The organism is Neorhizobium sp. P1_A6 (assembly GCF_056406795.1).
The window spans coordinates 207,672-231,211 of the sequence record NZ_JBFTZM010000008.1 but is presented as its reverse complement, the minus strand read 5'-3'; the positions used below and the strand labels follow the sequence as shown (position 1 = coordinate 231,211).

Genomic DNA, 23,540 nt, shown 5'->3' with positions numbered 1-23,540 from the left:
GATCAGCGTCCCGCCAGCGTCATGCCCTCGATGGCAATGGTCGGGGACGCAACGCCGAACTTTCGGTCGATGTCGTTGGCCGGCGTCAGGCGCATGAACATGTCCTTGAGGTTGGAGGCGATCGTCACTTCCGAAACGGGATAGGCGAGTTCGCCATTCTCGATCCAGAAGCCGGTCGCGCCGCGCGAGTATTCGCCGGTGATCATGTTGACGCCCTGGCCGATCAGTTCGGTGATGTAGAAGCCGTTGCCGATCGACCTGATCAGGTCCTCGGGCGAGATGTCGCCGGGCTCCAGCGCCAGATTGGTGGAGGCGGGCGAGACAGCCGTGCCGCCGCGGACGCCGCGGCCGTTGGTGACAAGCCCGAGTTCGCGCGCCGTCGAGGTCGACAGGAACCAGTGGTTCAGGACGCCGTCCTCGATCATCACCATGCGTTCGCCGGACACACCCTCGCCATCGAAAGGACGCGAAGAGGAGCCGCGGACGATCAGTGGATCGTCGGTGATGCTGAGCCCGGCTTTCAGCACCTGCTGGCCCATCTTGTCGCGCAGGAAGCTGGTCTTGCGGGCGACCGACGCGCCGTTGATGGCGCCGGCGATATGGCCGACGAAACCGCGGGCGATGCGCGGATCGAAGACGAYGGTGACATTGCTGCCGGTATCGACCTGGCGGGGATTGACGCGCTTGACGGTGCGCTCGCCGGCGCGGCGGCCGATCAGCCTCGGATCATCGAGATCGGCGGCGTAAAGGCGGCTGTCGAAATCGTAGTCGCGCTCCATCTTGGTGCCCTCGCCGGCAATGACGCTGACGGAGCGGCCGAAACGGGAAGCCATATAGCTGCCGGAGAAGCCGTGGGAGGTGACGAGCACGAGGCCGCCCATGCCCGACGATGCGCCGGCCCCGGAGGAATTCGTGACGCCCTGAACATCGAGCGCCGCCTGTTCCATTTCGAGCGATGCTTCACGGAGCGCGTCGGTCGAGATGTCGGTCGGGTCGTAAAGCTCGAGGTCTGGATAGGATCTGGCGAGATCGGCCTCGTCCGCAAGGCAGGCGAAGGGATCTTCCGGAGACACCTTGGCCATGGCGACGGCACGCTCGGCAAGCACCTTCATGTCGAAGCCGGGATTGGCCGAGACGCTGGCGACCTGCCGGCCGACGAAGACGCGGAGCGAGAAATCGTCGCTTTCGGACGATTCCGTACCTTCGACCTTGCCGAGGCGGACGCTGACGGAGCGGGAGCGGGAGCGAACCACGACCGCATCCGCCTGATCCGCTCCCGCGGCCTTGGCTAGATCGATCAATTGGCTGGCGCGGGAAAGCAGGTCGGCGGAATCGATTTCAGAGGTCATGATTGCAAGCCTTTCATTCTCGTCCCATTTATTGTGCACTGTCAGAAGCATCAAGGGCGGCTCGCCGATTCTTGATATCCCACCTTAGACTGAAAGTATCCCGCATGACCGCTCCCGGCTCGCTATTTTCCCAAATGCTTCTCCTGCTTGCCGGCGCGGTGATCGCCGCCCCGGTGTTCAGGAAGCTGGGGCTTGGCACGGTGCTCGGTTATCTTGCCGCCGGCGTGGTCATCGGACCGATCATGCAGCAGATCGTCGAGACCGAAGAAGTGCTGCATTTCGCGGAATTCGGCGTCGTTTTCCTGCTGTTCATCATCGGGCTCGAACTGAAGCCTTCCCGTCTCTGGCAGATGCGCGGCGACGTGTTCGGCCTTGGTCCGGCACAGGTGGCAATCTCGGGGTTCGCGCTCACCGGGCTGGCGTATCTCAGCAATATGGCGGACTGGCGCGGCAGCCTGATCGTCGGCTTCGGCCTGGCACTGTCCTCGACCGCGTTTGCGCTGCAGATCCTCAACGACGACGGCGAAATGAACAGCCGGCACGGCCAGCGGTCGTTTTCGGTGCTGCTGTTCCAGGATCTCGCCATCGTGCCGCTGCTGGCACTGATCACCATTCTGGCGCCGGGAACCACGGAGACGGAAGCCTCGCCACTTCTGGATTTCGCAACCGCGGTCGGGGCCGTGGGTGCGATGGTGATTGCCGGGCGCTATCTCCTGACGCCGATGTTCCAGATCATCGCCCGCACCGGTGCACGCGAGGTGATGATCGCCGCAGCGCTGCTGGTGGTGCTGGGATCGGCGGCGGCGATGCAGGCGGTCGGCCTGTCGATGGCGATGGGCGCCTTCCTGTCGGGCGTGATGCTGGCCGAATCCTCCTACCGGCACGAGCTGGAGGCGGATATCGAACCGTTCCGCGGCCTGCTTCTGGCGCTGTTCTTCATGGCTGTCGGCCTGTCGCTGGAAGTCCATGTCATCCTCGACAACATCTTCTTCATCCTGCCGGCGGTGCCGATCTTCATGGCGCTCAAGGCGCTGATCGTCTACGGGCTTTCCCGGCTCTGGGGTTCGCCGCACAACGACGCGGTGCGGATCGCCTTCCTGCTGCCGCAGGGCGGCGAATTCGGCTTCGTGCTCTTCACCACCGCTACCGCCAGCGGCCTGTTCTCGTCGGCCACCGCCTCGCTGCTGATCGCCGGCGTGACGCTGTCGATGGCGCTCACCCCGTTCGGTGCGGCACTTTCCAAGCGGCTTCTCAATGGCGAGAGCCGCGAGGAACTGGAGGAGGATTTCGACGGTGCCGGGGCGGACGTGCTAATGATCGGGTTTTCGCGTTTCGGCCAGATCGCCGCGCAGATCCTGCTTGCCGGCGGCCGCGAGGTAACCGTCATCGACGATTCCGCCGACCGTATCCGCCAGGCCGCCTCCTTCGGTTTCCGCATCTATTTCGGCGACGGAACGCGCCGGGACGTGCTCATCGCGTCAGGCATCGAAAAGGCGAAGGTCGTTGCCGTCACCACCCAGAAGCGCGAGACGACCGACCAGATCGTCGATCTGATCCGTTCGGAATTTCCGGACGTGCGTCTCTATGTGCGCTCCTACGACCGCATCCATGCGCTGTCGCTGCGGGATCGGAACGTCGAATACGAGTTGCGCGAGACCCTGGAATCCGGCCTGCTGTTCGGAAAAAAGACGCTGGAAGCGCTCGGCATGAGCGAGAACGAGACCGACGAGATCGGCGACGATATCCGCCAGCGCGACGAGGAGCGGCTGCAGATCCAGGCCGTCCAGGGGCTCGGCGCCGGCCGCGAAATGCTGTTCAACAGCCCGGTCCGACCGGAGCCGCTGATCAAGCCGAAACGGTCGATGGTGGTCGACGACGAACTGAGCCCGGAACCGGCGACGGCGGAAAACGGCTAGGGCCGGCGGGCGCTCCCTCTTGCGACCATCGCGACGATCGTCCCGGAAAGCTCGTCCTTGGCCTCTGCAGCCGTGATGTCCCCGCTCGCGGCAGCGTTCGACAGCGCTTCGGCTGCACCGAGCATGGCCCAAAGACCGGGCAGCGCTATGTGGCGGGCTTCCGCGAACGGGACAAGCGCAAGCCGGCATTTTTCCATGAAGATAACCTCGTAGTCGCGCTTGATCCGTTCAAGCTCGGGGGAGCTCTCCAGGGCGGCGATGACGCCCGGTATCTCCCGGCCCTGCAACAGAACACAATCCACATAGGAGGAGGCGATGACCGCAGCCCGGTCAGCGAGCGTCGGGGCGCCCGATTGCAGGGCCGCGTCCATGATCGCGGTCTGGCGGCTGTCGAAATCCTCGTAAAGCGCTGCCAGGAGAACTGGCCGGGTGCTGAAATGATCGTAGACGACGGGCTTTGCGACGCCCGCCTGCTGCGCCAGCCGGGGAAGCGTCAGGGCGTCGGTGCCCTCTTCCCGGACGATGCGCCACGCAACCTCCATCAGCTGCTGGCGCCTTCCCTGCCGCGAGAGGCGCTGCCGGAGACGTACCGGCTCTTTCATTTCACTGCTTGACATCGCTATATACCAAAAGTAACTTACTAAAAGTATATAGCCATTGCCCGTCAGTTTCAATCTGCCAGCAGGAGTTACCGCCATGCACGCGCTGATCGTCGTTTCGCATCCCGAACCCGGATCGCTCACCCATAACGTCGCCGCCCATCTGGCCGAGGGCGTCACCATGTCCGGCGGTTCTTTCGAGATTGCCGACCTTGCGGCGGAGGGCTTCGATCCGAGATTTACGCAGGCGGATCTCGCCGCGCATCGCAGGGAGGCACCACCATCGGCGGATGTCGTGGCCGAACAGGCGAGGATCGATCGTGCCGATGCGCTGGTGCTCGTCTATCCCGTCTACTGGTGGTCGATGCCGGGGCTCATGAAAGGATGGATCGACCGCGTGTTCGCAAACGGCTGGGCCTATGACGACGGACAAGGCGCCAAAGTGGTGAAGAAACTTCGCCACCTTCCCATCCATCTGGTCGCGATCGGCGGCGCCGACCTGCGCACTTATGCGCGGCATGGTTATTTCGGCGCGATGAGAACGCAGATCGATCACGGGATATTCGATTATTGCGGCGCGCCGGTGATGTCCTCCGAGCTTCTCCTAGAAGAAGAGCTGGATAGACCCGATTTCCCATCGGAGATGGCACGCAGGATTGGCCGCAATGTTTTCAGCACTGCCCGGAAAACCGAGGCCGCGTAGCCAGCCCAAACGTCAGGCTTCAGCTGCCGCAGCATGAAGCGCGTCGATGGCGCGCTTCAGCTCGTCCTTGACGTGCTCGGATTCGTCGAGGATGTCGCGGGCCTTCAGGAAATCCAGCACCCGGAAGCGGTTGACCGACGGCCGAAGGAAGATGTGCGGCGGATTGAGCTTCAGCTTGAGCGCGATGCTCGCCTGCATCGTCAGCTGGCTGGCGCCGAACAGGCTGTCGATGCGGCTGGGCGCATGGGTGCCGTCGCCTTCCGGCGCACCGACCACATCGACGCCGATCACCACGTCGGCAACGTCCATCAGCTGCTCATAAGGGACGGGATTGAAGACGCCGCCATCGATCATCACCCGCCCGTTGACCCGGACCGGCATGAACAGGCCTGGAATGGCGGCCGAGGCGGCGATCGCGGTACGCAGCTCGCCCTGTTCGAGGATCACCTCGGCCTGACCGTAATAGTCGGTGGCGGAGATCTTCATCGGGATTTCGAGATCGGCGAAATCCTCCGGCACCTGCGGCGGCAGGAAGGCATCGAGGATCAGTTCGAGATTGAACTGCCCGAAACGGAAGCCGCCGAGCTTGTCGCGCATGGTCGCCGGACCGAGGCCCCAGAGCTTGTTCAAAAGGGTGCCGCGGTGGCCGACCGTCTCCAGCGCATATTGGCGGATTTCGCGGCCGGTCATGCCCGACGCCATGCCGGCGCCGATGATCGCGCCGATCGACGAGCCGGAAATCGCCACCGGCCGTATGCCGAGGTCGTCGAGCGCCTCGATGACCTGGATATGCGAGATGCCGCGCGCGCCCCCGCCGCCGAGAGCGATGGCAAACGTCAGGCCGCCCTTGGCTCCAACGGCCTCGAGATCGGGAACTGCAAGCCTCGTATTCATTCCTCTGACCTCAGGTCGGCTGGTAGCGGAAAAAATCCATGCGGGTATCGCCGAATGTGCGGCTCTCCAGGAGCTTGAACGCGGCATCGACGGCAGGATTGATGTCGGCCCGCTCCTCCAGAATGGCAAGGGCTCCGGGTGCTAACCAGCCGCCCACATGGGCCGAAAGCATGGCGCCTTCGCCGAGCCCCTGGCCATAGGGCGGATCGGCGAACAGGAAATGGAACGGCTCGATATTGTTGGCCGTGCCGAGTTTGGTGGCATCACGTCGCAGGATGCGCGCCCGGCCATGCAGGCCGAGGCTGTCGATATTCTCCCACAACAGACCCCTGCCCTCGACACCGTTCTCGACGAAGAGCGCGCTCTTGCAGCCGCGCGACACCGCCTCCAGCCCGACAGCGCCGGTGCCGGCGAAAAGGTCGATCACCCGGCCGCCGTCCAGCGCCTGCGGATAGACGTGGCCGATGATGTTGAACAGGCTTTCACGTGTCCGGTCGATGGTCGGCCGGATATCGCTCGTTTTGGGCGTGGCCAGAGACCGGCCGCGAAATTCACCACCGACGATCCGCACTACCCGTTACCCTCTCGGCGTGCGCGGCTTGCCGCCGGCCGGGCGTCCGCCCGACGCGGGCCGGCCACCAGGTTTGCCCCCGGGCTTGCCACCGGCACCCGCCGGTTTTCCGCGACCGCCGGAAGGCTTTCCGCCAAAGCTCTTGCCGCCGCCCGGCTTTGCTCCGAAGGGCTTGCCGCCAGGCTTTCCACCGCGCGGCCTGTCGCCGGCGGGACGATCACCTGCGGGACGATCTCCGCGCGGAGGCCGATCCGAGAACGGCCGGTCGCTGCGCGGACGCTCGGAGCGTCCCTCGCCTGCGGAGAAGGACCGTGCGGGACGCTCTCCATCCTCGCGCGGCTTGCGGTCGCCGAACGAACGTTCGCCTCTGGGCTTGTCACCGAAAGAGCGTTCGCCCCTCGGCTTGTCGCTGAACGGGCGGTCACCACGGGGCGGACGGTCACCGGAAGGACGATCGCCGCGCGGGCGCTCGGAGCGGCCTTCGCCGAAGGAGCGTGCTGGGCGGTCGCCGTCGGCGCGTGGCTTGCGGTCGGCAAACGGGCGGTCGCCTCTCGGCTTGTCGCCGAACGGACGGTCGCCGCGGGGCGGGCGGTCACCAAAGGCGCGCTCGCCGCGTGGACGTTCCGAGCGGGCGTCGCCCGAGAAGGATTTGGTGCGCGGACGGTCGCCGCCTTCGCGCGGCTTGCGGTCGCCACGGGGTTTGTCGCCGAAGGAACGTTCGCCCCTCGGCTTGTCACCGACGGGACGATCGCCACGATCCGGCCGATCGCCAAAGGACTTCTTGCGGCCGAAATCGGCCTTTTCCGGCTTGTCAGGCCCGTCGGCGCGGATCCAGTCGTGGTCTTCTTCAGCGCGATTGACGATGACCGGCCGGTCGTTCTGCGGCGTGGGCTTCTTGAAAAGCTGCTCGGCCTCGGCACGGGCGGAGGATTTGCGCGTCTTGCTTTCGGTGGTCGGGCGGGCACCCGGCGCCATCCAGACGTTGGCGGTGCGGCTGGTGCCCATCGGCGGACGCTTCTTCGGACGGTCGTCCTCGTCTTCAGTGCGATTGCCGAACGGCTTTGCACCGCGCGGCTTGTCGGCGAACTTGCGGTCGTCGCGTTGGGTGTCGGGGCGGCCAGGCGGCTTTTCGCGCCGGTCCTCCGGCTTGCCGGCACGCGGACGTTCCGTCCTCTCGGGCCTTGCAGTCCATTCCGAACGTTCGGCGCGGACGGGTTTCTCTTCGTCGTCGCCGGCGATCTCGGTATAGATCGGCGCGTCGAAATTCGCCTTCGATTCCTCGATCAGGCGGGGCCCAAGCTGGTCGCGCAGCATGCGGCCGCGCACTTCCACCACCTCGCCTTCCGGCAGGTCTCCGAGCTGGAAAGGTCCGTAGGAAATGCGGATCAGGCGGTTGACTTCGAGGCCGAGCGCGCCGAGCACGTTCTTGATCTCGCGGTTCTTGCCTTCGCGAAGGCCCATGGTGATCCAGACATTGCTGCCCTGGCTGCGGTCGAGCGTTGCGTCGATCGAGCCGTAGAGCACGCCTTCGACGGCGATGCCCTCCTTCAGCTTGTCCAACTCCTCCTGCTTGATCTCGCCATGGGCACGCACGCGGTAACGACGCAGCCAGCCGGTGGTCGGCAGTTCCAGCACGCGTGACAGGCCGCCATCGTTGGTCAGCAGCAGCAGGCCTTCGGTATTGATGTCGAGGCGGCCGATGGAGAGCACCCGCGGCAGGCCTTCGGGCAGGTTGTCGAAGACGGTGGCCCGGCCTTCCGGATCGGAATTGGTGGTCACCAGGCCGGCAGGCTTATGGTAGAGCCAGAGGCGGGTGCGCTCGATGCCGCGGATCGGCATGCCATCCACTTCTATTCTGTCGGCGAGCGTCACGTTGACGACCGGCGTGTCGAGAACCTTGCCGTTCAGGCTGACCCGACCTTCCATGATCATCCGCTCGATATCGCGGCGCGATGCGACGCCGACACGGGCGAGGATCTTGGAGATGCGCTCGGGCTTGCCCTCGGCCTCCATGGTTTCCGGCGCCGGCGGCAGCTTGCGAAGGGGCTTTGCCGCCTTTTCAGCGCCGCTCTTGGCCGCGGAACTCTTCCTGGGGCCGAGGCCTTCCTTGGCGGAAAAACCCGCCTTGCCGCCAGCGCCGGCCTTCGGAGCAGCTCTCGGTTTGGTTTCGCGAACGAAAGTCTTGCCTTCGCCGCGCTTCGGCTTGTCTTTGGAATTCATTTGTTGTTTGCCTGAAGCGTGATGTCTACGGAGCGATCCGGACATTCTTGTTCGTGTTGACTGAGATGGATTCGTGCCCGCAGCCGGGCGTCCAGTTGGATGCTTCCTACCAGTTCGCGCGATCCGGGTTAAGAGGGAATCGCCGAAATGCCTAATAGCGACGGGTTCATGGATGCAGCCCTTGCGGAAGCCAAAGACGCGGCCGCCCACGGCGAGGTTCCGATCGGCGCCGTTCTGGTCATCGACGGCGTCATCGTCGCTCGCTCCGGAAACCGGACCCGCGCCGAAAACGACGTTACCGCCCATGCCGAAATCGCCGTCATCCGGGATGCTTCGGCCGCGCTTGGACAGGAGCGGCTATCAGGTGCCGACCTCTATGTGACGCTCGAACCCTGCACCATGTGCGCGGCGGCGATCTCGTTTGCGCGTATCCGTCGGCTCTATTACGGCGCCGAGGATCCGAAAGGCGGAGCGGTGGACAACGGCGTGCGCTTCTTCGCCCAGCCGACCTGCCATCATGCGCCGGAGGTCTATTCCGGTCTCGGCGAAAGCGAAGCCGCGATCCTGCTCACCGGCTTCTTCAGATCGAAAAGAGAGAGCTAAAGCCGGCTTAGAAGAGCTTCCACCAATCGCTGGACTTCTTGGCGTCCGCCGCTTGCGCCTTGCGGCGCTTTTCCTTCTGGCTTTCGGGCTCGCCGACATCCGACAGAGCAGCCGCATCCGCCGAACGGAATTCCGCCGGCGGCTCTGCAAGCGAACGGCGGCGTCCGGTGACGCTGACGGTCTCGGCGTTTTCCTTGGCCTTGCGGAAGGCTTCCCACTTTTCCGTCTCGGTCATCTGGCCGGCCTGGCCATTGCYCGCCAACAGTGGTGAGCGATAGTTGGGATCATTCTCGTGCGCCGCCGCCTCGGCACGCAGACGCTTGCGGGTTTCTTCCGGAGATTCGACCCAGTTGGGGTTGCTCTCGCGGTTTGCCAGCGACTGCTGCGGCGCCGGCAGTGCCTGCTCCTGTCCCTTGGCGACAACCAGCGAAGGACGCGGGTTGTATTTCAGGCCCGCTTTCGCTTCGGTATTCTTGCCACCCAACGAGACGGACTGACCGAGATCGTCGGTCAGCTGTTCCATGGCGGTCTTGTCAGTGCCGTAGGTCGGGCCGCCGATGCAGCCCGAAAGGGTCAATGTCGAGGCGAGGATACCGGCCACGCCCATGCCGACACGAAACGCATATGTCGCTTTCATCAAAACCCTTCCAGCGGCGCCCGTCCTGACGCCTCAGACACAATCAAACGCCTGATGGCCGGAAAATCCGGCCAATTTCAGGCGGTTTTACCGGATGATTGCCCAAAGCGCAATCATCCGGTGATTTCAAGCCGTCAAAGCCGGCCAAGTGCAGCGAGTTCGCGCAATGCGGCAGCGTCGCGCGCCGATACATCCGGATAGGCCGGATCGGAGCCGACATCGGTCGTCACCCGCCACGAGCGGGCACATTTGGTGCCTTCGGCAAGTTTCGGATCGACCGCGACGCCCTGCACTTCCGGCAGACGGAAGGCGTTTTCCGGCCCCTCGCCCGCAACGATCGCGATGCCCGACGTGATGCAGGTCTCTTCGAACTCCTGGCCTTCCAGCGCCTTCATCAGCTCCGGATCGTTGACATAAACGACCGGTGCGGCCTCCAGCGAAGAACCGATCCGCTTGTCCTTGCGCTCGATTTCGAGCGCGCCTGTGACAACCGAGCGCACCTTGCGGATCTGCGCCCACTTCTCGGCGACCGCCTCGTTTTTCCACTCGGCCGGGACCGTCGGGAACTGTTCGAGATGGATCGAAACCGCATTCGGGTTGCGCGACAGCCACGATTCTTCGGTGGTGAACGGCAGCATGGGGGCAAGCCAGGTCACCGTGCATTCGAAGATCTTGCGGATGACCGCGAGAGCCGCACGGCGGCGCAGCGACGACGGGGCGTCGCAATAAAGCGCATCCTTGCGGATGTCGAAATAGAAGGCCGACAGCTCGATATTGGAAAAATCGATGAGCGCCCGGGCGATCTTCTTGAACTCGAAGGCGTCATAACCTTCGCGCACCAGCTTATCGAGCTCGGCGAGGCGATGCAGCATCAGCTTTTCGAGTTCCGGCAGATCGGCATAGGCGATCTCCTCGCCCTCGTCATGAGCGAGCGTGCCGAGCATCCAGCGGATCGTGTTGCGCAGCTTGCGATACGCGTCGACATTGGTCTGGATGATCGTCTTGCCGAGGCGCTGGTCTTCCCAATAGTCGGTCGTCATCACCCAGAGGCGCAGGATATCGGCGCCGGCATCCTTCATGACGTCCTGCGGGGCCACGACATTGCCAAGCGACTTCGACATCTTCTGGCCCTTCTCATCCATGGTGAAGCCATGGGTGACGACCGTGTCATAAGGTGCCCGGCCGCGGGTGGCGGCGGATTCCAGCAGCGAGGAATGGAACCAGCCGCGATGCTGGTCCGATCCCTCCAGATAGACGTCGGCCGGCCATTTGAGGTCCGGGCGGTCTTCCAGCGTGAACGTGTGCGTCGAGCCCGAGTCGAACCAGACATCGAGGATATCCCTGACCTGGGTCCAGCCTTCGTTGGCGCGAGACCCAAGGAAGCGCTCGCGCGCTCCTTCGGCAAACCAGGCGTCGGCACCTTCGAGATCGAAGGCTTCGAGGATGCGCTGGTTGACGGCTTCGTCCTGGAGGATTTCGCCCTGCTCGTCGACAAAGACGCAGATCGGGACGCCCCAGGCGCGCTGACGCGAAAGCACCCAGTCCGGGCGCTGTTCGATCATGGCGCGCAGGCGGTTCTGGCCGGCTGATGGCACGAAACGGGTGTCGTCGATCGCCTTCAGCGCGCGTGAGCGCAGCGTCGTGCCGTCGGCAAGGTCCTTGTCCATGTAGACGAACCACTGCGGCGTATTGCGGAAGATGATCGGCTTCTTCGACCGCCAGGAATGCGGATACTGATGCTTCATCCGGCCGCGGGCGAACAGCGCGTTGCGCTCGATCAGCGCCTTGATGACGCGGTCGTTGGCATCGCCCTTCTTGCCGTTGTCGTCCATGACGCGGGCGCCCTCGAAACCGGGGGCGTCGGCGGTGTAGAAACCGCCGTCGTCGACCGTGAAGGGGATCTTCGACGAGATGCCGCGGGCTTCGAGTTCGCGGGCAACGGATGTCCAGGCGTCAAAGTCCTCGCGGCCGTGGCCGGGGGCGGTATGGACGAAACCGGTGCCGGCATCATCAGTAACGTGATCGCCGGCGAGGAGCGGGACGGCAAAGTCGTAACCGCCGCCGAGGCCCTTGAAGGGATGGGCAGCAACGATGGCGCCAAGCTCATCGGCGGAGATATCGCGCAGGCGCTTGAACTGGAGCTTGGCCTTGGCGAAGCTCTCTTCCGCCAGCTTGTCAGCAAAGATCAGCTTTTCGCCGGGGCGCGGGCCGAAATCGTTGGCGGCTTCGGTCACCTCGTAGAGGCCATAGGAGATCTTTGGCGAATAGGAGATCGCCCGGTTGCCGGGGATGGTCCAGGGCGTGGTGGTCCAGATGACCACGTGGGCGCCTAGCAATTCATCAAACTGCTTTGCAAATTCGATTGCCGTAGCCGCGATATGTCCGGAACCTACTGCTGGATCAACTCCATGCAGTCCCGTGGTACCGTGCCTTCTCACGACCGGAAACTTCACCCAGATCGTGTCGCTCTCGTAATCGTGGTACTCGACCTCAGCTTCGGCCAGCGCGGTGCGCTCGACGACCGACCACATGATCGGCTTCGAGCCGCGATAAAGCTGGCCGCTCTGGGCGATCTTCAGCAGTTCGCCGGCGATGCGGCTCTCGGCGTGAAAGTTCATCGTCAGGTACGGGTTTTCGAAATCGCCGACGATGCCGAGGCGCTTGAATTCTTCCCCCTGGACCTTGATCCAGCCGGCGGCGAATTCGCGGCATTCCTGGCGGAATTCGTTGATCGGAACCTCGTCCTTGTTCTTGCCCTTGGCGCGATAGGCTTCCTCGATCTTCCATTCGATCGGCAGGCCGTGGCAATCCCAGCCCGGAACGTAGTTCGAGTCATAACCGCGCATCTGGAACGAGCGGGTGATGACGTCCTTCAGGATCTTGTTCAGCGCGTGGCCGATATGGATATTGCCGTTGGCGTAGGGCGGGCCGTCATGCAGCACGAATTTTGTCCGGCCCGCGGCGGAGGCGCGCAGCTGCTTGTAGAGGTCCATCTGCTGCCAGCGGGCAACCAGTTCGGGTTCCTTCTGCGGCAAGCCGGCGCGCATCGGGAAATCGGTTTCGGGCAGATAGAGGGTTTTCGAATAGTCGAGCTTTTCGGCGGTATCGGTCATGGAAGCAATTGTCCTGGCGCCGCGACGGGGCGCATCTCGATGAAAATTCGCTGGCGGAAGGCGCTCATGAAGCGCCAAAAACCCGGACCCTCCGGCCGCTCTTACAGCGCGCGGAAGGCCGGGCCTATAATTCGAATGATCTGGGCCAGCCGGAATTTTTTCATGGTGGCGGTTCTTAAGGGTTTTTGCGGCGGAAAGGAAGGGGCAAAACCAAGATGCCATCCTAGACTTTCAAACGCGCGGAGACTATATCTGACTATCTGACCAGTTGGAGGTTTTCATGCCGGGCAAGCCCACCGCTCACGACAATAGCTGGAAACTGGAGGATGCCAAGGCACGCTTCAGCGAAGTGGTGAGGCGCGCGCATAGCGAAGGCCCCCAGCGCGTGACCGTGCGGGGTCGTGACAGCGTCGTCGTGATCAGCACCGAGGAGCTGGAGAGGCTGACCAGAGCCGAACCTGAGAAATCCTTCGTGGAATTCATGGAAGGCCTGGGGCTGGACACGCTAGAGCTGGAACGGGAAGCGGATCGCGGTCGGGATATCGAGCTGTGATCGGCTGGCTGCTGGATACCAATGTCGTCGCCGCGCTGATCAATCCGAACGGAGCTCCTTCCGTCAAACGGTGGGCAGCCGGACAGGATGAAAACCGCTTCCTCATCAGCATCCTGACGTTGGCGGAATATGACAAGGGCATCGAAAACCTGCCGCCGGATGACGAAAACCGCTATCGTTATGCCGCCGCCCGTGATGCGCTCGAAGACAGGTTTGCCGGCCGGACCCTTTGCGTCAGCGACGCGATCGTCAGGCGATGGGGTGCTATATCCGGAAGAGTGAAGCAGGCGACCAGCCATGCGCCGCCGGTGATCGACACGCTGTTTGCCGCGACGGCGATCGAGCACAATCTCTATCTCGCCACCCGCAACGTGAAGGACACCCGCGCGTCGGGTGCTGCGATCTTCGATCCCTGGCAGGACGACCCCGAGCGGTTTCCGCTGAGCCGCCGCTAACGTCTCAAAACGCGATCTTGGCGTCCACCTCGCCAAGCGGCCTGACGCCGGAAAGCAACCCCCGCGCCTCTTCCTCGTCGCGCTTGATCTGGGCGACCAGGGCATCCAGCCCGTCGAACTTCAGTTCGTCGCGCAGGTGGCCGAAGAAGGAGACGGAGCAGGTTTCGCCGTAAAGGCTGCCGGAGAAATCGAAGAGGTAGGTCTCGAGCAGGGGCGCACCGTTTTCGGTCACCGTCGGGCGGCGGCCGTAGCTGGCGACGCCGTCGAAAAGCGTGCCGTCGGGGCGGCGGAAGCGCACGGCGTAGATGCCGGCCTTGAGTACGGCCTCCGGCGGCAGCTGCATGTTGGCGGTCGGAAAACCGAGCTGGCGGCCGAGCTTTTCGCCGCCGATCACTTCCGCCTCAAGTGTGTAGCGATACCCGAGCAGGCCGGCCGCGGCGGAGACATCGCCTTCCGCCAGCAGATCGCGGATGCGGCTGGACGAGATTACGTCAGCATTCTCGTCGCGAAAGGCATCGACCAGCTGCACGTTGAAACCGTGCTTGGCGCCCGATGCCATCAGGAAGGCCGGACCACCTTTCCTGTCCTTGCCGAAATGAAAGTCGAAGCCGGTGACGACGGCGCTGGCTGCCAGCCAATCCACGAGAATGGTCTGGATGAATTCCTCCGCCGAGCGGGTCGCGAACTCGCGGGTGAAGGGATATTCGATCACCGAGCGGAAACCCATGGCCTCCAGCAGCCGGGCCTTGAGCGGCGCCGGCGTCAAACGGAAGACCGGTTCCTCCGGGCGGAAAACGGTGCGCGGATGCGGCTCGAAGGTCAGCACCAGGGCTGGCACGCCGCGCTGTTCGGCAAGTGCCAGCGCGCGCTCCAATACGCTGCGATGACCGCGATGCACGCCGTCGAAATTGCCGATGGCGATGACGCCGGCCTTCAACTCCTCGGGCAGCGGTTCCTTCTTCTCGTTGCGGTGGAAGACAGTCATGCGCGGATTCCGGTTCAGGCCCAATTCAGGCCCAGGGGGCTATGCGAGGCGCGGCATCCAGTATTTCGGCGCGGCATTTTCCCGCTTCAGCCAGGCGTTGAGGATCGCTTCGTCGGTCTGGCCGTTGACGGTATATTCCGCGACATGGATGCCCCCGCTGATATAAAGCAGGTCGAGGCCGTATGCGAGCGCGCCGCGCACGTCGGTCGGCATGCCGTCGCCGATCGCCAGCACCCGGTTCATCGGGAAATCGCCGCGCACTTCGCGGGCGGCTTCGATCGTCGCCTCGTAGATCGGGCGGTGCGGCTTGCCGGCGACGCGGGTCTTGCCGCCGAACTCTTCGTAGTAGGCCGCGACCGCGCCGGCGCAGGGGATGATCTTATGGCCGCGCTCGACGACGAGATCCGGGTTGGCGCAGATGAAAGGCACGTCGCGCTTGGCAAACGCCATCAACATGTCGGTATAGTCTTCCGGTACTTCCTTCTCGTCGTCGAAGAAACCGGTGCAGACGATGCATTCGGCTTCGTCGGCGGAGACCACCTCGACGCCGAGCCCGTCAAACAGGTTGAGGTCGCGTTCGGGACCGATCAGAAAAACCTTTTTCGGGCCATCGACGATCAGGTGCTGGGTGACGTCGCCCGACGTGACGATCCGGTCATAGGTGCCGTCAGGCACGCCGAGCGTGCGCATCTGCTCGATGACGCCGGGAGCCGTGCGCGGCGAATTGGTGATCAGCACGACGGTGGCGCCGGCTTCGCGGGCCGCAGCGAGCGCCTTGCAGGAATGCTGGAAAGCCTCGACACCGTTGTGAACCACACCCCAGACGTCCGAGAGGACAACGTCGTAGTCGCCGATCACTTCGCTCAGATTGCCGATGCGCTTTGCCATGTAATATTCCCATCTCGCAAGTCCCGGGTCACATGACAAACCCGGTTGAGGATTACAAGAGATAATCGGGAGAAAAACCGCGACGAGATCGCCGACGTCGGCAGGGATAACTCTTCGCACCGGTGCCCGGATCGCCGCCGCGTCGGCGCCATTCTTCCACCAAAGTCCCGTGCAACATGCCGACCTGCCCGAAGGGGTGGCCGAAACGAGAGACCCCGATGTGGCCGCAGACAGCCGGCAATTCCGCGAGACAACAGGCGTTCAGCCAGCATCCGTATCGTTAAGCGTATTTCGTATGAAGTTCCGAGCCGTCTCGAAAATTTTACGGCCGTTCTTGACTCATCCGCCAGCCAGCCCTATTTCGACGCGGCTGGCACTCTCCAACCGGGAGTGCTAACAGCACCGAGATACGGGTTTCACCCGTCCATGTCATTTGATCGAGGGATTAGACAATGGCAAGCACCAATTTCCGCCCCCTTCATGACCGCGTCGTTGTTCGTCGCGTCGAATCCGAAGCCAAGACCAAGGGCGGCATCATCATTCCTGATACCGCCAAGGAAAAGCCGCAGGAAGGCGAAATCGTCGCCGTCGGCACCGGCACCCGCGACGACAAGGGCAACATCACTGCTCTCGACGTCAAGGCTGGCGATCGCGTCCTGTTCGGCAAGTGGTCGGGCACCGAAGTCAAGCTCGATGGCGAAGACCTTCTGATCATGAAGGAATCCGACATCATGGGCATCATCGGCTGATTTCCGGCCGGTTACTCTTCATTCTAAATCGCTGACACCCCTTTTCAGGAGTTATCAAAATGGCAGCCAAAGAAATCAAGTTCGGCCGCACCGCGCGCGAAAAGATGCTGCGCGGCGTCGACATTCTCGCTGACGCAGTCAAGGTAACGCTCGGCCCGAAGGGCCGCAACGTCATCATCGACAAGTCCTTCGGCGCTCCGCGCATCACCAAGGACGGCGTATCGGTCGCCAAGGAAATCGAACTTGACGACAAGTTCGAGAACATGGGCGCCCAGATGGTCCGCGAAGTCGCTTCGAAGACCAACGACATCGCCGGCGACGGCACCACGACTGCTACCGTTCTTGCCCAGGCGATCGTTCGCGAAGGCAACAAGGCCGTTGCAGCCGGCATGAACCCGATGGACCTGAAGCGCGGCATCGACCTCGCAGTGGCAGACGTCGTCAAGGATCTCCAGGCCAAGGCCAAGAAGATCTCGACCTCGGAAGAAGTCGCACAGGTCGGCACGATCTCGGCAAACGGCGACAAGCAGGTCGGTCTCGACATTGCTGAAGCCATGCAGAAGGTCGGCAACGAAGGCGTCATCACCGTCGAAGAAGCCAAGACCGCCGAAACCGAACTCGAAGTCGTCGAAGGCATGCAGTTCGACCGCGGCTACCTCAGCCCCTACTTCGTCACCAACCCGGAAAAGATGGTCGCCGACCTCGACGACGCTTTCATTCTCCTCCACGAGAAGAAGCTCTCGAACCTGCAGGCTATGCTCCCGGTTCTCGAAGCCGTCGTTCAGACCGGCAAGCCGCTCCTGATCATCGCTGAAGACGTCGAAGGCGAAGCTCTTGCAACGCTCGTCGTCAACAAGCTGCGTGGCGGCCTCAAGATCGCTGCCGTCAAGGCTCCGGGCTTCGGCGACCGCCGCAAGGCCATGCTCGAAGACATCGCCATCCTGACGGGCGGCACTGTCATCTCCGAAGACCTCGGCATCAAGCTCGAAAATGTCACGCTCGACATGCTCGGCCGCACCAAGAAGGTCTCGATCTCCAAGGAAAACACCACGATCGTCGACGGCGCCGGCTCCAAGGCCGACATCGAAGGCCGCGTTGGTCAGATCAAGGCTCAGATCGAAGAAACCACTTCGGACTACGACCGCGAAAAGCTGCAGGAACGTCTGGCCAAGCTGGCTGGCGGTGTTGCCGTGATCCGCGTCGGCGGCTCGACGGAAGTCGAAGTCAAGGAAAAGAAGGACCGCATCGACGACGCCCTCAACGCGACGCGCGCTGCTGTTCAGGAAGGCATCGTACCGGGCGGCGGCGTTGCCCTGCTGCGTTCCTCCGTCAAGATCACCGCAAAGGGTGCAAACGACGACCAGGAAGCCGGCATCAACATCGTTCGCCGCGCTCTTCAGTCGCTGGTTCGCCAGATCGCTGAAAACGCTGGTGACGAAGCTTCGATCGTGGTCGGCAAGATCCTCGAAAAGAACGAAGACAACTACGGCTACAACGCCCAGACGTCTGAATATGGCGACATGATCACCATGGGCATCGTCGACCCGCTCAAGGTCGTTCGCACGGCTCTGCAGAATGCAGCTTCGGTTGCTTCGCTGCTGATCACCACCGAAGCCATGATTGCCGAACTTCCGAAGAAGGAATCGGCTGGCGGCGGCATGCCTGGCGGCATGGGCGGAATGGGCGGCATGGACATGATGTGATAGGCGCAAGCCTATCGCGGAAGCCGCCCGTCACCTCACGTGGCTCAGCGCGTCAAGCGCGCTGAACAGGCGGCAAGAAGCAGCCTAGTTTGAAAACGATTTAGGGCTCCGGTTTGACCGGGGCCCTTTCTGTTTGAGGGTCCGCGACCTCACTTCGCGAAACAAACCTGGCCCCGCCGCCCCAGAACACACCCCAATGAAAATGGCCGCACTGTTTCCGGTGCGGCCATTTTTTGACTGAGCTGTTCGACGGCTCACGCTGGGCTGCGGAGCCGCCATTTTGCAGGTTATGCGGCTTCGCTGACCGCCCGCTTGACGCGGAAGAGCAATCGGTCGGAACCGGCACTCACAGCAACGGCCGATCCATCCGGGATCTGGCCGCCGAGGATCTGTTCGGCGAGCGGATCCTGCATGAACTTCTGGATCACCCGCTTCAGCGGACGCGCGCCGTAGACCGGATCGTAGCCCTTGTCGGCCAGCCATTCGCGGGCGTCCGAACCGAGATCGATGCTGATCTTGCGCTCCGCCAGAAGCGACAGCAGCCGCTTCATCTGGATATCGACGATCGCGCCCATCTCGTTGCGCTTCAGGCGATGGAACAGGATGATCTCGTCGACGCGGTTCAAAAACTCGGGCCGGAACGAGGCTTTCACGACGTCCATCACCTGCTCGCGCACGCTTTCGGAATCCTCGCCCTCGCGAAGGGCGGTCAGGTATTCCGCTCCGAGATTGGAGGTCATGATGATCATCGTGTTCTTGAAGTCGACCGTGCGGCCCTGCCCGTCCGTCAGGCGACCGTCGTCGAGCACCTGCAGGAGAACGTTGAACACGTCCGGATGCGCCTTCTCGATCTCGTCGAACAGCACGATCTGGTAGGGTTTGCGCCGCACCGCCTCGGTCAGCGCGCCGCCTTCCTCGTAACCGACATAACCCGGAGGTGCACCGATCAGCCGCGCGACCGAATGCTTCTCCATGTATTCCGACATGTCGAGACGAACCATCGCCGACTCGTCGTCGAACAGGAAGCGGGCCAGCGACTTCGTCAGCTCCGTCTTGCCGACACCGGTCGGGCCAAGGAAGATGAACGAGCCGATCGGCCGGTTCGGATCCTGCAGGCCGGCGCGCGAACGGCGAACCGCACGCGAGACAGCCTGGACCGCATCACCCTGGCCGATGACGGATTTCGCCAGCTCGTCTTCCATGCGCAGCAGCTTGTCGCGCTCGCCTTCCAGCATCTTGTCGACCGGAATGCCGGTCCAGCGCGACACCACATGGGCGATCGCATCCGGGTTCACGACTTCCTGCACCATGGCATTGGTCGAGGTATCCTGGGCTTCGGCGTCCACGAGGCGCTTTTCCAGTTCCGGGATCACGCCATAGGTCAGTTCGCCGGCACGCTGGAACTCGCCCTTGCGCTGGGCAGTCGCCAGTTCGTTGCGGGCTTCGTCGAGCTGCCGCTTCAGGTCCGCGGCAAGGCCGAGCTTCTGCTTTTCCGCCTGCCAGCGGGCCGTCAGCGCATCCGCCTGTTCTTCGAGCGAGGTCACTTCGCCTTCGAGACGCTGCAGCCGATCGGCCGAGGCGCTATCGGTTTCCTTCTTCAGGGCTTCGCGCTCGATCTTCAGCTGCATGATGCGGCGGTCGAGTTCGTCGAGTTCCTCGGGCTTGGAATCCACCTGCATGCGCAGCCGCGATGCGGCTTCGTCCATCAGGTCGATCGCCTTGTCGGGCAGGAACCGGTCGGTGATGTAGCGGTTGGAAAGCGTCGCAGCCGCAACCAGGGCCGAATCCGAAATGCGGACCTTGTGGTGCTGTTCGTATTTTTCCTTCAGGCCGCGCAGGATCGAGATCGTGTCCTCGACCGTCGGCTCCTCGACCATGACCGGCTGGAAACGACGGGCAAGCGCCGGGTCCTTTTCTACATGCTTGCGGTATTCGTCGAGCGTGGTGGCGCCGACGCAATGCAGTTCGCCGCGGGCAAGCGCCGGCTTCAGGAGGTTGGAGGCATCCATCGCGCCGTCGGACTTGCCTGCACCCACCAGCGTGTGCATCTCGTCGATGAACAGGATGATCTCGCCGTTTTCCGACTGCACCTCGTTCAAGACGCTCTTCAGCCTCTCCTCGAACTCGCCGCGGTATTTTGCGCCAGCGATCAGGGCACCCATGTCGAGCGCCATCAGCTTCTTGTCTTTCAGGCTTTCCGGCACGTCGCCATTGATGATGCGCAGCGCCAGGCCTTCGGCGATCGCCGTCTTGCCGACGCCGGGCTCACCGATCAGGACCGGATTGTTCTTGGTGCGGCGGGAGAGAACCTGGATCGTGCGGCGGATTTCGTCGTCGCGGCCGATCACCGGATCAAGCCTGCCGTCGCGGGCTTCCGCCGTGAGGTCCCGCGCATATTTCTTCAGCGCCTCGAAACCGGCCTCGGCATTGGCGCCGTCCGCCGTGCGGCCCTTGCGGATGTCGTTGATGACCTGGTTGAGCCCCTGCGCGGTCACGCCGGCCTTCTTCAAGGTCGCAGAGGTCGAAGCCGAGGTCTCGATGACAAGCGCCAGAAGCAGGCGTTCGACGGTGACGAAACTGTCGCCAGCCTTCTTGGCCGCCTCTTCCGCGGTCGAGAAAACCTTGGCGAGCGGCTGGGAGAGATAGATCTCGCCATTGCCGCCGGAAACCTTGGGAAGTTTCGCGAGCGCGGCGTCATTGGCGATGCGTGCTTCCTTGGCGCTGCCGCCGGCGCGGTCGATGAGCGAGGACGCCATGCCCTGGTCGTCGTCGAGCAGCACCTTCAGCACGTGTTCAGGCGTGAACTGCTGGTGACCCGAGGCCAAAGCCTGAGTCTGAGCCGACTGCAGGAAACCGCGGACGCGCTCGGAGTATTTTTCAATGTTCATTACGGTACCTCCAGTGATCGACCCGCCCATTATAAGGCACGGACCGATGATTGAGATTGAGCTCCCTCAAAGGCGAGCCCTGCCGAAGTCTCGGCGTTGCTGGAGATATGGTAAGCGGATTCCGGTGTTTAAAGTGTTCAGACGGTCAAAATCCGCGAGCGGAAACGTCACGAATTTTCCGCGTGACAATCCACAATCGAGCGAATAGAGAAACCGCATGTCTTTCACGTCCGCCTACGCCTCGCGATTTTATAGCTACCGCTTTCCCCAGCGGATGCGGGTCCGTGCGTAGCTGATTTCGACGCAACGACATTCCCTCAAGCCGCTAGTCTACCTGGCGGCTTTTTCAATTCCGCACGGTAGCGCCAAACAGGAGCCATACCCGTGCCGAATGCCAAACCTGCAGATGCCTCGATAGATACGATCGACGATCGCCGCATCGTCGAGATCACACCGCTGACCATCCCCGCCGACATCATCGGCGAAATCCCGCGCAACGAGGCGGTTACCGAGACCGTGACCCGGACGCGCGACGCCGTCCACCGCATCCTGCATGGCGAGGACGACCGGCTGATCGTGGTCATCGGCCCCTGCTCCATCCACGACCCGGTTGCCGCGCGGGACTATGCGGCCCGGCTGGAAGAACAGCGACGGCGTTTCAGCGGCGATCTCGAAATCATCATGCGCGTCTATTTCGAAAAGCCGCGCACCACGGTTGGATGGAAGGGCCTGATGAACGACCCGCATCTCGACGGCAGCTACCGCATCGAAGAGGGTTTGAGGATCGCCCGGCAGCTTCTTCTGGACATCAATGCGACGGGCCTTCCGGCCGGCTGCGAATTCCTCGATACGATCACCCCGCAATATATCGCCGACCTCGTCAGCTGGGGCGCGATCGGGGCGCGGACGACCGAAAGCCAGGTACACCGCCAGCTGGCATCCGGCCTCTCCTGCCCGATCGGCTTCAAGAACGGCACCGATGGCGGCGTCGCTGTCGCGCTCGATGCCATACTGGCGGCCTCGCAGACGCACCATTTTCCGGCGGTGACCAAGGACGGCCGGGCCGCGATCGCCACGACGACCGGCAACGAGGATTGCCACGTCATCCTGCGCGGCGGCAAGCAGCCGAACTACGAGGCGGCCGATGTCCAGGCCGTTTCCAGGGACGCGGCGAAACGCGGTTTGGAGCCGCGCATCCTCATCGATGCCAGCCACGCCAACAGCGGCAAGGATCCGATGAACCAGCCGCTGGTCGTCAAAAACGTCGCGACGCAGATCGCGGCCGGCAACGTGGCCATCAAGGGCATGATGATCGAGAGCAATATCGTCGGCGGCCGCCAGGACCTCGTACCCGGCAGACCTCTCGTCTACGGCCAGAGCATCACCGACGGCTGCATCGACTGGGAAACGTCCGTCTCGGTGCTCGAAGAGCTTGCCCGCTCCGCCAGCGATCGGCGCCAGGCCCGCACCTGAAGCAGAAGGGCTTTGCTCACGGAAAAAGGCCGCCCGGTTTCCCGAGCGGCCTTCTTGATTTCGTTATTCCAGCCCGTGGGGCTTATTCGGAAGCAGCGTCCGCCAGGGCCGGCTGCGAGCCGTCGCCCGAGGCTTCGCCTTCGGAACCACCCTCTTCACCGGCGCCTTCGCCACGACGCGGACGACGCGGGCGGCTGCCGGCAGCGCGACGACGGCGTGGCGTGGCTTCTGCCTGTGCCTCTTCCTCGACCGCCACTTCGGCAGGCGTGCCTTCGATCACCGGCTGCGGGCCGGAACCATCCATGACCGGGGCAACCGGCTGGGGTGGCGCGACTGCGGCCGGGACCGGAGTTGCGGCAGCTGCCTGTTCCTGACGGTTCTCGCGGCGGGGCCGTTCGCGCTGCTGGTCACGCTGTTCGCGGGGTTCCCGCTGGTCGCGAGGTTCGCGCTGTTGGTCGCGAGGTTCGCGTTGTTCACGGGGCTCGCGCGGTTCACGTTGCTCCCGGCGCGGCTGCTGTTGCTGGACGTGCGGTTGCGGCGCTTCGTCCATGGACGGCTGCTGCGAGTAACCATTGTCCTCGCCGTCGCTATTGTCCATGTCGTCCTGATCCTGAACGTTGCCGTCCCGATCCTGATACTCACCGCGATTGTCGTGCTGGAACCGATCCTGCATCTGCGCCTGTGCGGCGGCAATGATGCGGTTATAGTGTTCGGCGTGCTGGAGATAGTTCTCCGCAATCACACGATCACCTGAACTTTGGGCGTCGCGGCCGAGCTGGCTATATTTTTCGGCGATATGCTGGGCGGTCCCGCGGATCTTCACGTCCGGGCCGGAGCTATCGTAGGTACGGCTGAGAGGATTGCCGCCCTTGCGGTTGAAGTTGTTATTTCCACCACCGCCGCCGCCGCCATTATTATTATTGTTGTTACTGCCGCGACCTCGACCGCGTTTGTTCTGCTGTCCTGGCCTCATCTATCGTTCACCAATTCTCTGTCTTCGCTGATAAGGGGCCACGCGGTCTGTCGGACAGAGCCGAACAAGACTTCGCGTGCCGCGCACAGGCCGATCAAAGCGTCCTGCCGCTTGTGAAAGTCAAATTAACTGATTCACGCACCGGGAATTGTTCAACCTTCGCAACTCTTCGAAAAGAGAAGGATCAAAGGGTTGCCCTGTAACCCGAACGAATCGCTGTTCATTCCCAGCCGTCCCAGTGCGTATTTGCAAGCTATCCCGCTTCCTC

At 63.1% G+C, this 23,540-nt stretch carries 19 protein-coding genes; 8 read left to right on the top strand and 11 right to left on the bottom strand.

The features are described 5' to 3' along the window. Positions 1 to 2 precede the first annotated feature (2 nt). Entirely contained in the window at positions 3 to 1,349 is a 1,347-nt protein-coding gene (locus tag AC1D3C_RS18090; protein ID WP_477483847.1) for a TldD/PmbA family protein, read from the bottom strand. A gap of 104 nt (positions 1,350 to 1,453) precedes the next feature. Between AC1D3C_RS18090 and AC1D3C_RS18085 the strand changes: the two genes are divergently transcribed. Further along, entirely contained in the window at positions 1,454 to 3,265 is a 1,812-nt protein-coding gene (locus AC1D3C_RS18085; RefSeq protein WP_477483846.1) for a monovalent cation:proton antiporter-2 (CPA2) family protein, read from the top strand. On the opposite strand, the gene AC1D3C_RS18080 is transcribed toward AC1D3C_RS18085, so the two are convergent. Then, on the bottom strand, positions 3,262 to 3,882 hold the full coding sequence (locus AC1D3C_RS18080; protein WP_477483845.1) for a TetR/AcrR family transcriptional regulator: 621 nt from the start codon (positions 3,880 to 3,882) through the stop codon (positions 3,262 to 3,264). The two genes, AC1D3C_RS18085 and AC1D3C_RS18080, sit on opposite strands and share 4 nt — an antisense overlap. A gap of 79 nt (positions 3,883 to 3,961) precedes the next feature. On the opposite strand from AC1D3C_RS18080, the gene AC1D3C_RS18075 reads away from it, so the two are divergent. Beyond that, entirely contained in the window at positions 3,962 to 4,567 is a 606-nt protein-coding gene (locus AC1D3C_RS18075) for an NAD(P)H-dependent oxidoreductase (protein ID WP_477483844.1), read from the top strand. Between the two features lie 12 nt (positions 4,568 to 4,579). Here the strand turns inward: AC1D3C_RS18075 and AC1D3C_RS18070 are convergent, their stop codons facing one another. The 3 genes from AC1D3C_RS18070 to AC1D3C_RS18060 are packed head-to-tail and all read right to left on the bottom strand — an operon-like array spanning position 4,580 to position 8,252. Beyond that, entirely contained in the window at positions 4,580 to 5,461 is an 882-nt protein-coding gene (locus AC1D3C_RS18070; protein ID WP_477483843.1) for a patatin-like phospholipase family protein, read from the bottom strand. A gap of 10 nt (positions 5,462 to 5,471) precedes the next feature. Then, entirely contained in the window at positions 5,472 to 6,032 is a 561-nt protein-coding gene (gene rsmD, locus AC1D3C_RS18065; protein WP_477483842.1) for a 16S rRNA (guanine(966)-N(2))-methyltransferase RsmD, read from the bottom strand. A 6-nt stretch (positions 6,033 to 6,038) separates the two neighbouring features. After that, positions 6,039 to 8,252 carry a pseudouridine synthase gene (locus AC1D3C_RS18060; RefSeq protein ID WP_477483841.1) on the bottom strand — a complete coding sequence of 738 codons (2,214 nt, stop codon included), beginning with the start codon at positions 8,250 to 8,252 and terminating at the stop codon, positions 6,039 to 6,041. A gap of 147 nt (positions 8,253 to 8,399) precedes the next feature. Between AC1D3C_RS18060 and AC1D3C_RS18055 the strand changes: the two genes are divergently transcribed. Next, positions 8,400 to 8,855, top strand: a complete 456-nt coding sequence (locus tag AC1D3C_RS18055) for a nucleoside deaminase (protein ID WP_477483840.1) — start codon at positions 8,400 to 8,402, stop codon at positions 8,853 to 8,855. 7 nt (positions 8,856 to 8,862) lie between these two features. Here the strand turns inward: AC1D3C_RS18055 and AC1D3C_RS18050 are convergent, their stop codons facing one another. Both AC1D3C_RS18050 and ileS read right to left on the bottom strand, forming a co-directional pair. Then, entirely contained in the window at positions 8,863 to 9,492 is a 630-nt protein-coding gene (locus tag AC1D3C_RS18050) for a hypothetical protein (protein WP_477483839.1), read from the bottom strand. A gap of 134 nt (positions 9,493 to 9,626) precedes the next feature. After that, a complete protein-coding gene (gene ileS / locus AC1D3C_RS18045) occupies positions 9,627 to 12,605 on the bottom strand; it encodes an isoleucine--tRNA ligase (RefSeq protein WP_477483838.1) in 2,979 nt (992 codons plus the stop codon). A gap of 280 nt (positions 12,606 to 12,885) precedes the next feature. On the opposite strand from ileS, the gene AC1D3C_RS18040 reads away from it, so the two are divergent. Beyond that, the gene (locus AC1D3C_RS18040) at positions 12,886 to 13,158 is read left to right on the top strand and encodes a type II toxin-antitoxin system Phd/YefM family antitoxin (protein ID WP_477483837.1); all 273 of its coding nucleotides are present in this window, start codon (positions 12,886 to 12,888) and stop codon (positions 13,156 to 13,158) included. Continuing rightward, positions 13,155 to 13,613 (top strand): PIN domain-containing protein, encoded by a 459-nt coding sequence (locus tag AC1D3C_RS18035; RefSeq protein WP_477483836.1) that lies wholly within the window; start codon positions 13,155 to 13,157, stop codon positions 13,611 to 13,613. The genes AC1D3C_RS18040 and AC1D3C_RS18035 overlap by 4 nt, the downstream gene beginning before the upstream one ends. A gap of 4 nt (positions 13,614 to 13,617) precedes the next feature. On the opposite strand, the gene AC1D3C_RS18030 is transcribed toward AC1D3C_RS18035, so the two are convergent. Together AC1D3C_RS18030 and AC1D3C_RS18025 are read right to left on the bottom strand one after the other, a co-directional pair. After that, positions 13,618 to 14,598, bottom strand: coding sequence for a bifunctional riboflavin kinase/FAD synthetase (locus tag AC1D3C_RS18030; RefSeq protein ID WP_477483835.1), 981 nt, complete (start codon positions 14,596 to 14,598; stop codon positions 13,618 to 13,620). A 39-nt stretch (positions 14,599 to 14,637) separates the two neighbouring features. After that, on the bottom strand, positions 14,638 to 15,486 hold the full coding sequence (locus AC1D3C_RS18025; RefSeq protein ID WP_477483834.1) for a TIGR01459 family HAD-type hydrolase: 849 nt from the start codon (positions 15,484 to 15,486) through the stop codon (positions 14,638 to 14,640). 452 nt (positions 15,487 to 15,938) lie between these two features. On the opposite strand from AC1D3C_RS18025, the gene groES reads away from it, so the two are divergent. Further along, positions 15,939 to 16,235: a co-chaperone GroES gene (gene groES / locus AC1D3C_RS18020; RefSeq protein ID WP_007752582.1), complete on the top strand. Its 297-nt coding sequence runs from the start codon at positions 15,939 to 15,941 to the stop codon at positions 16,233 to 16,235. 59 nt (positions 16,236 to 16,294) lie between these two features. Further along, on the top strand, positions 16,295 to 17,938 hold the full coding sequence (gene groL, locus AC1D3C_RS18015; RefSeq protein WP_038540272.1) for a chaperonin GroEL: 1,644 nt from the start codon (positions 16,295 to 16,297) through the stop codon (positions 17,936 to 17,938). Between the two features lie 287 nt (positions 17,939 to 18,225). Here the strand turns inward: groL and clpB are convergent, their stop codons facing one another. Further along, the gene (gene clpB / locus AC1D3C_RS18010; RefSeq protein ID WP_247039152.1) at positions 18,226 to 20,826 is read right to left on the bottom strand and encodes an ATP-dependent chaperone ClpB; all 2,601 of its coding nucleotides are present in this window, start codon (positions 20,824 to 20,826) and stop codon (positions 18,226 to 18,228) included. 384 nt (positions 20,827 to 21,210) lie between these two features. Here clpB and AC1D3C_RS18005 point away from each other — a divergent pair, with 384 nt between their 5' ends. Then, positions 21,211 to 22,299, top strand: a complete 1,089-nt coding sequence (locus tag AC1D3C_RS18005; protein WP_477483833.1) for a 3-deoxy-7-phosphoheptulonate synthase — start codon at positions 21,211 to 21,213, stop codon at positions 22,297 to 22,299. Positions 22,300 to 22,381: 82 nt separating this feature from the next. On the opposite strand, the gene AC1D3C_RS18000 is transcribed toward AC1D3C_RS18005, so the two are convergent. Further along, positions 22,382 to 23,272 (bottom strand): DUF4167 domain-containing protein, encoded by an 891-nt coding sequence (locus AC1D3C_RS18000; protein ID WP_477483832.1) that lies wholly within the window; start codon positions 23,270 to 23,272, stop codon positions 22,382 to 22,384. Positions 23,273 to 23,540 lie beyond the last annotated feature (268 nt).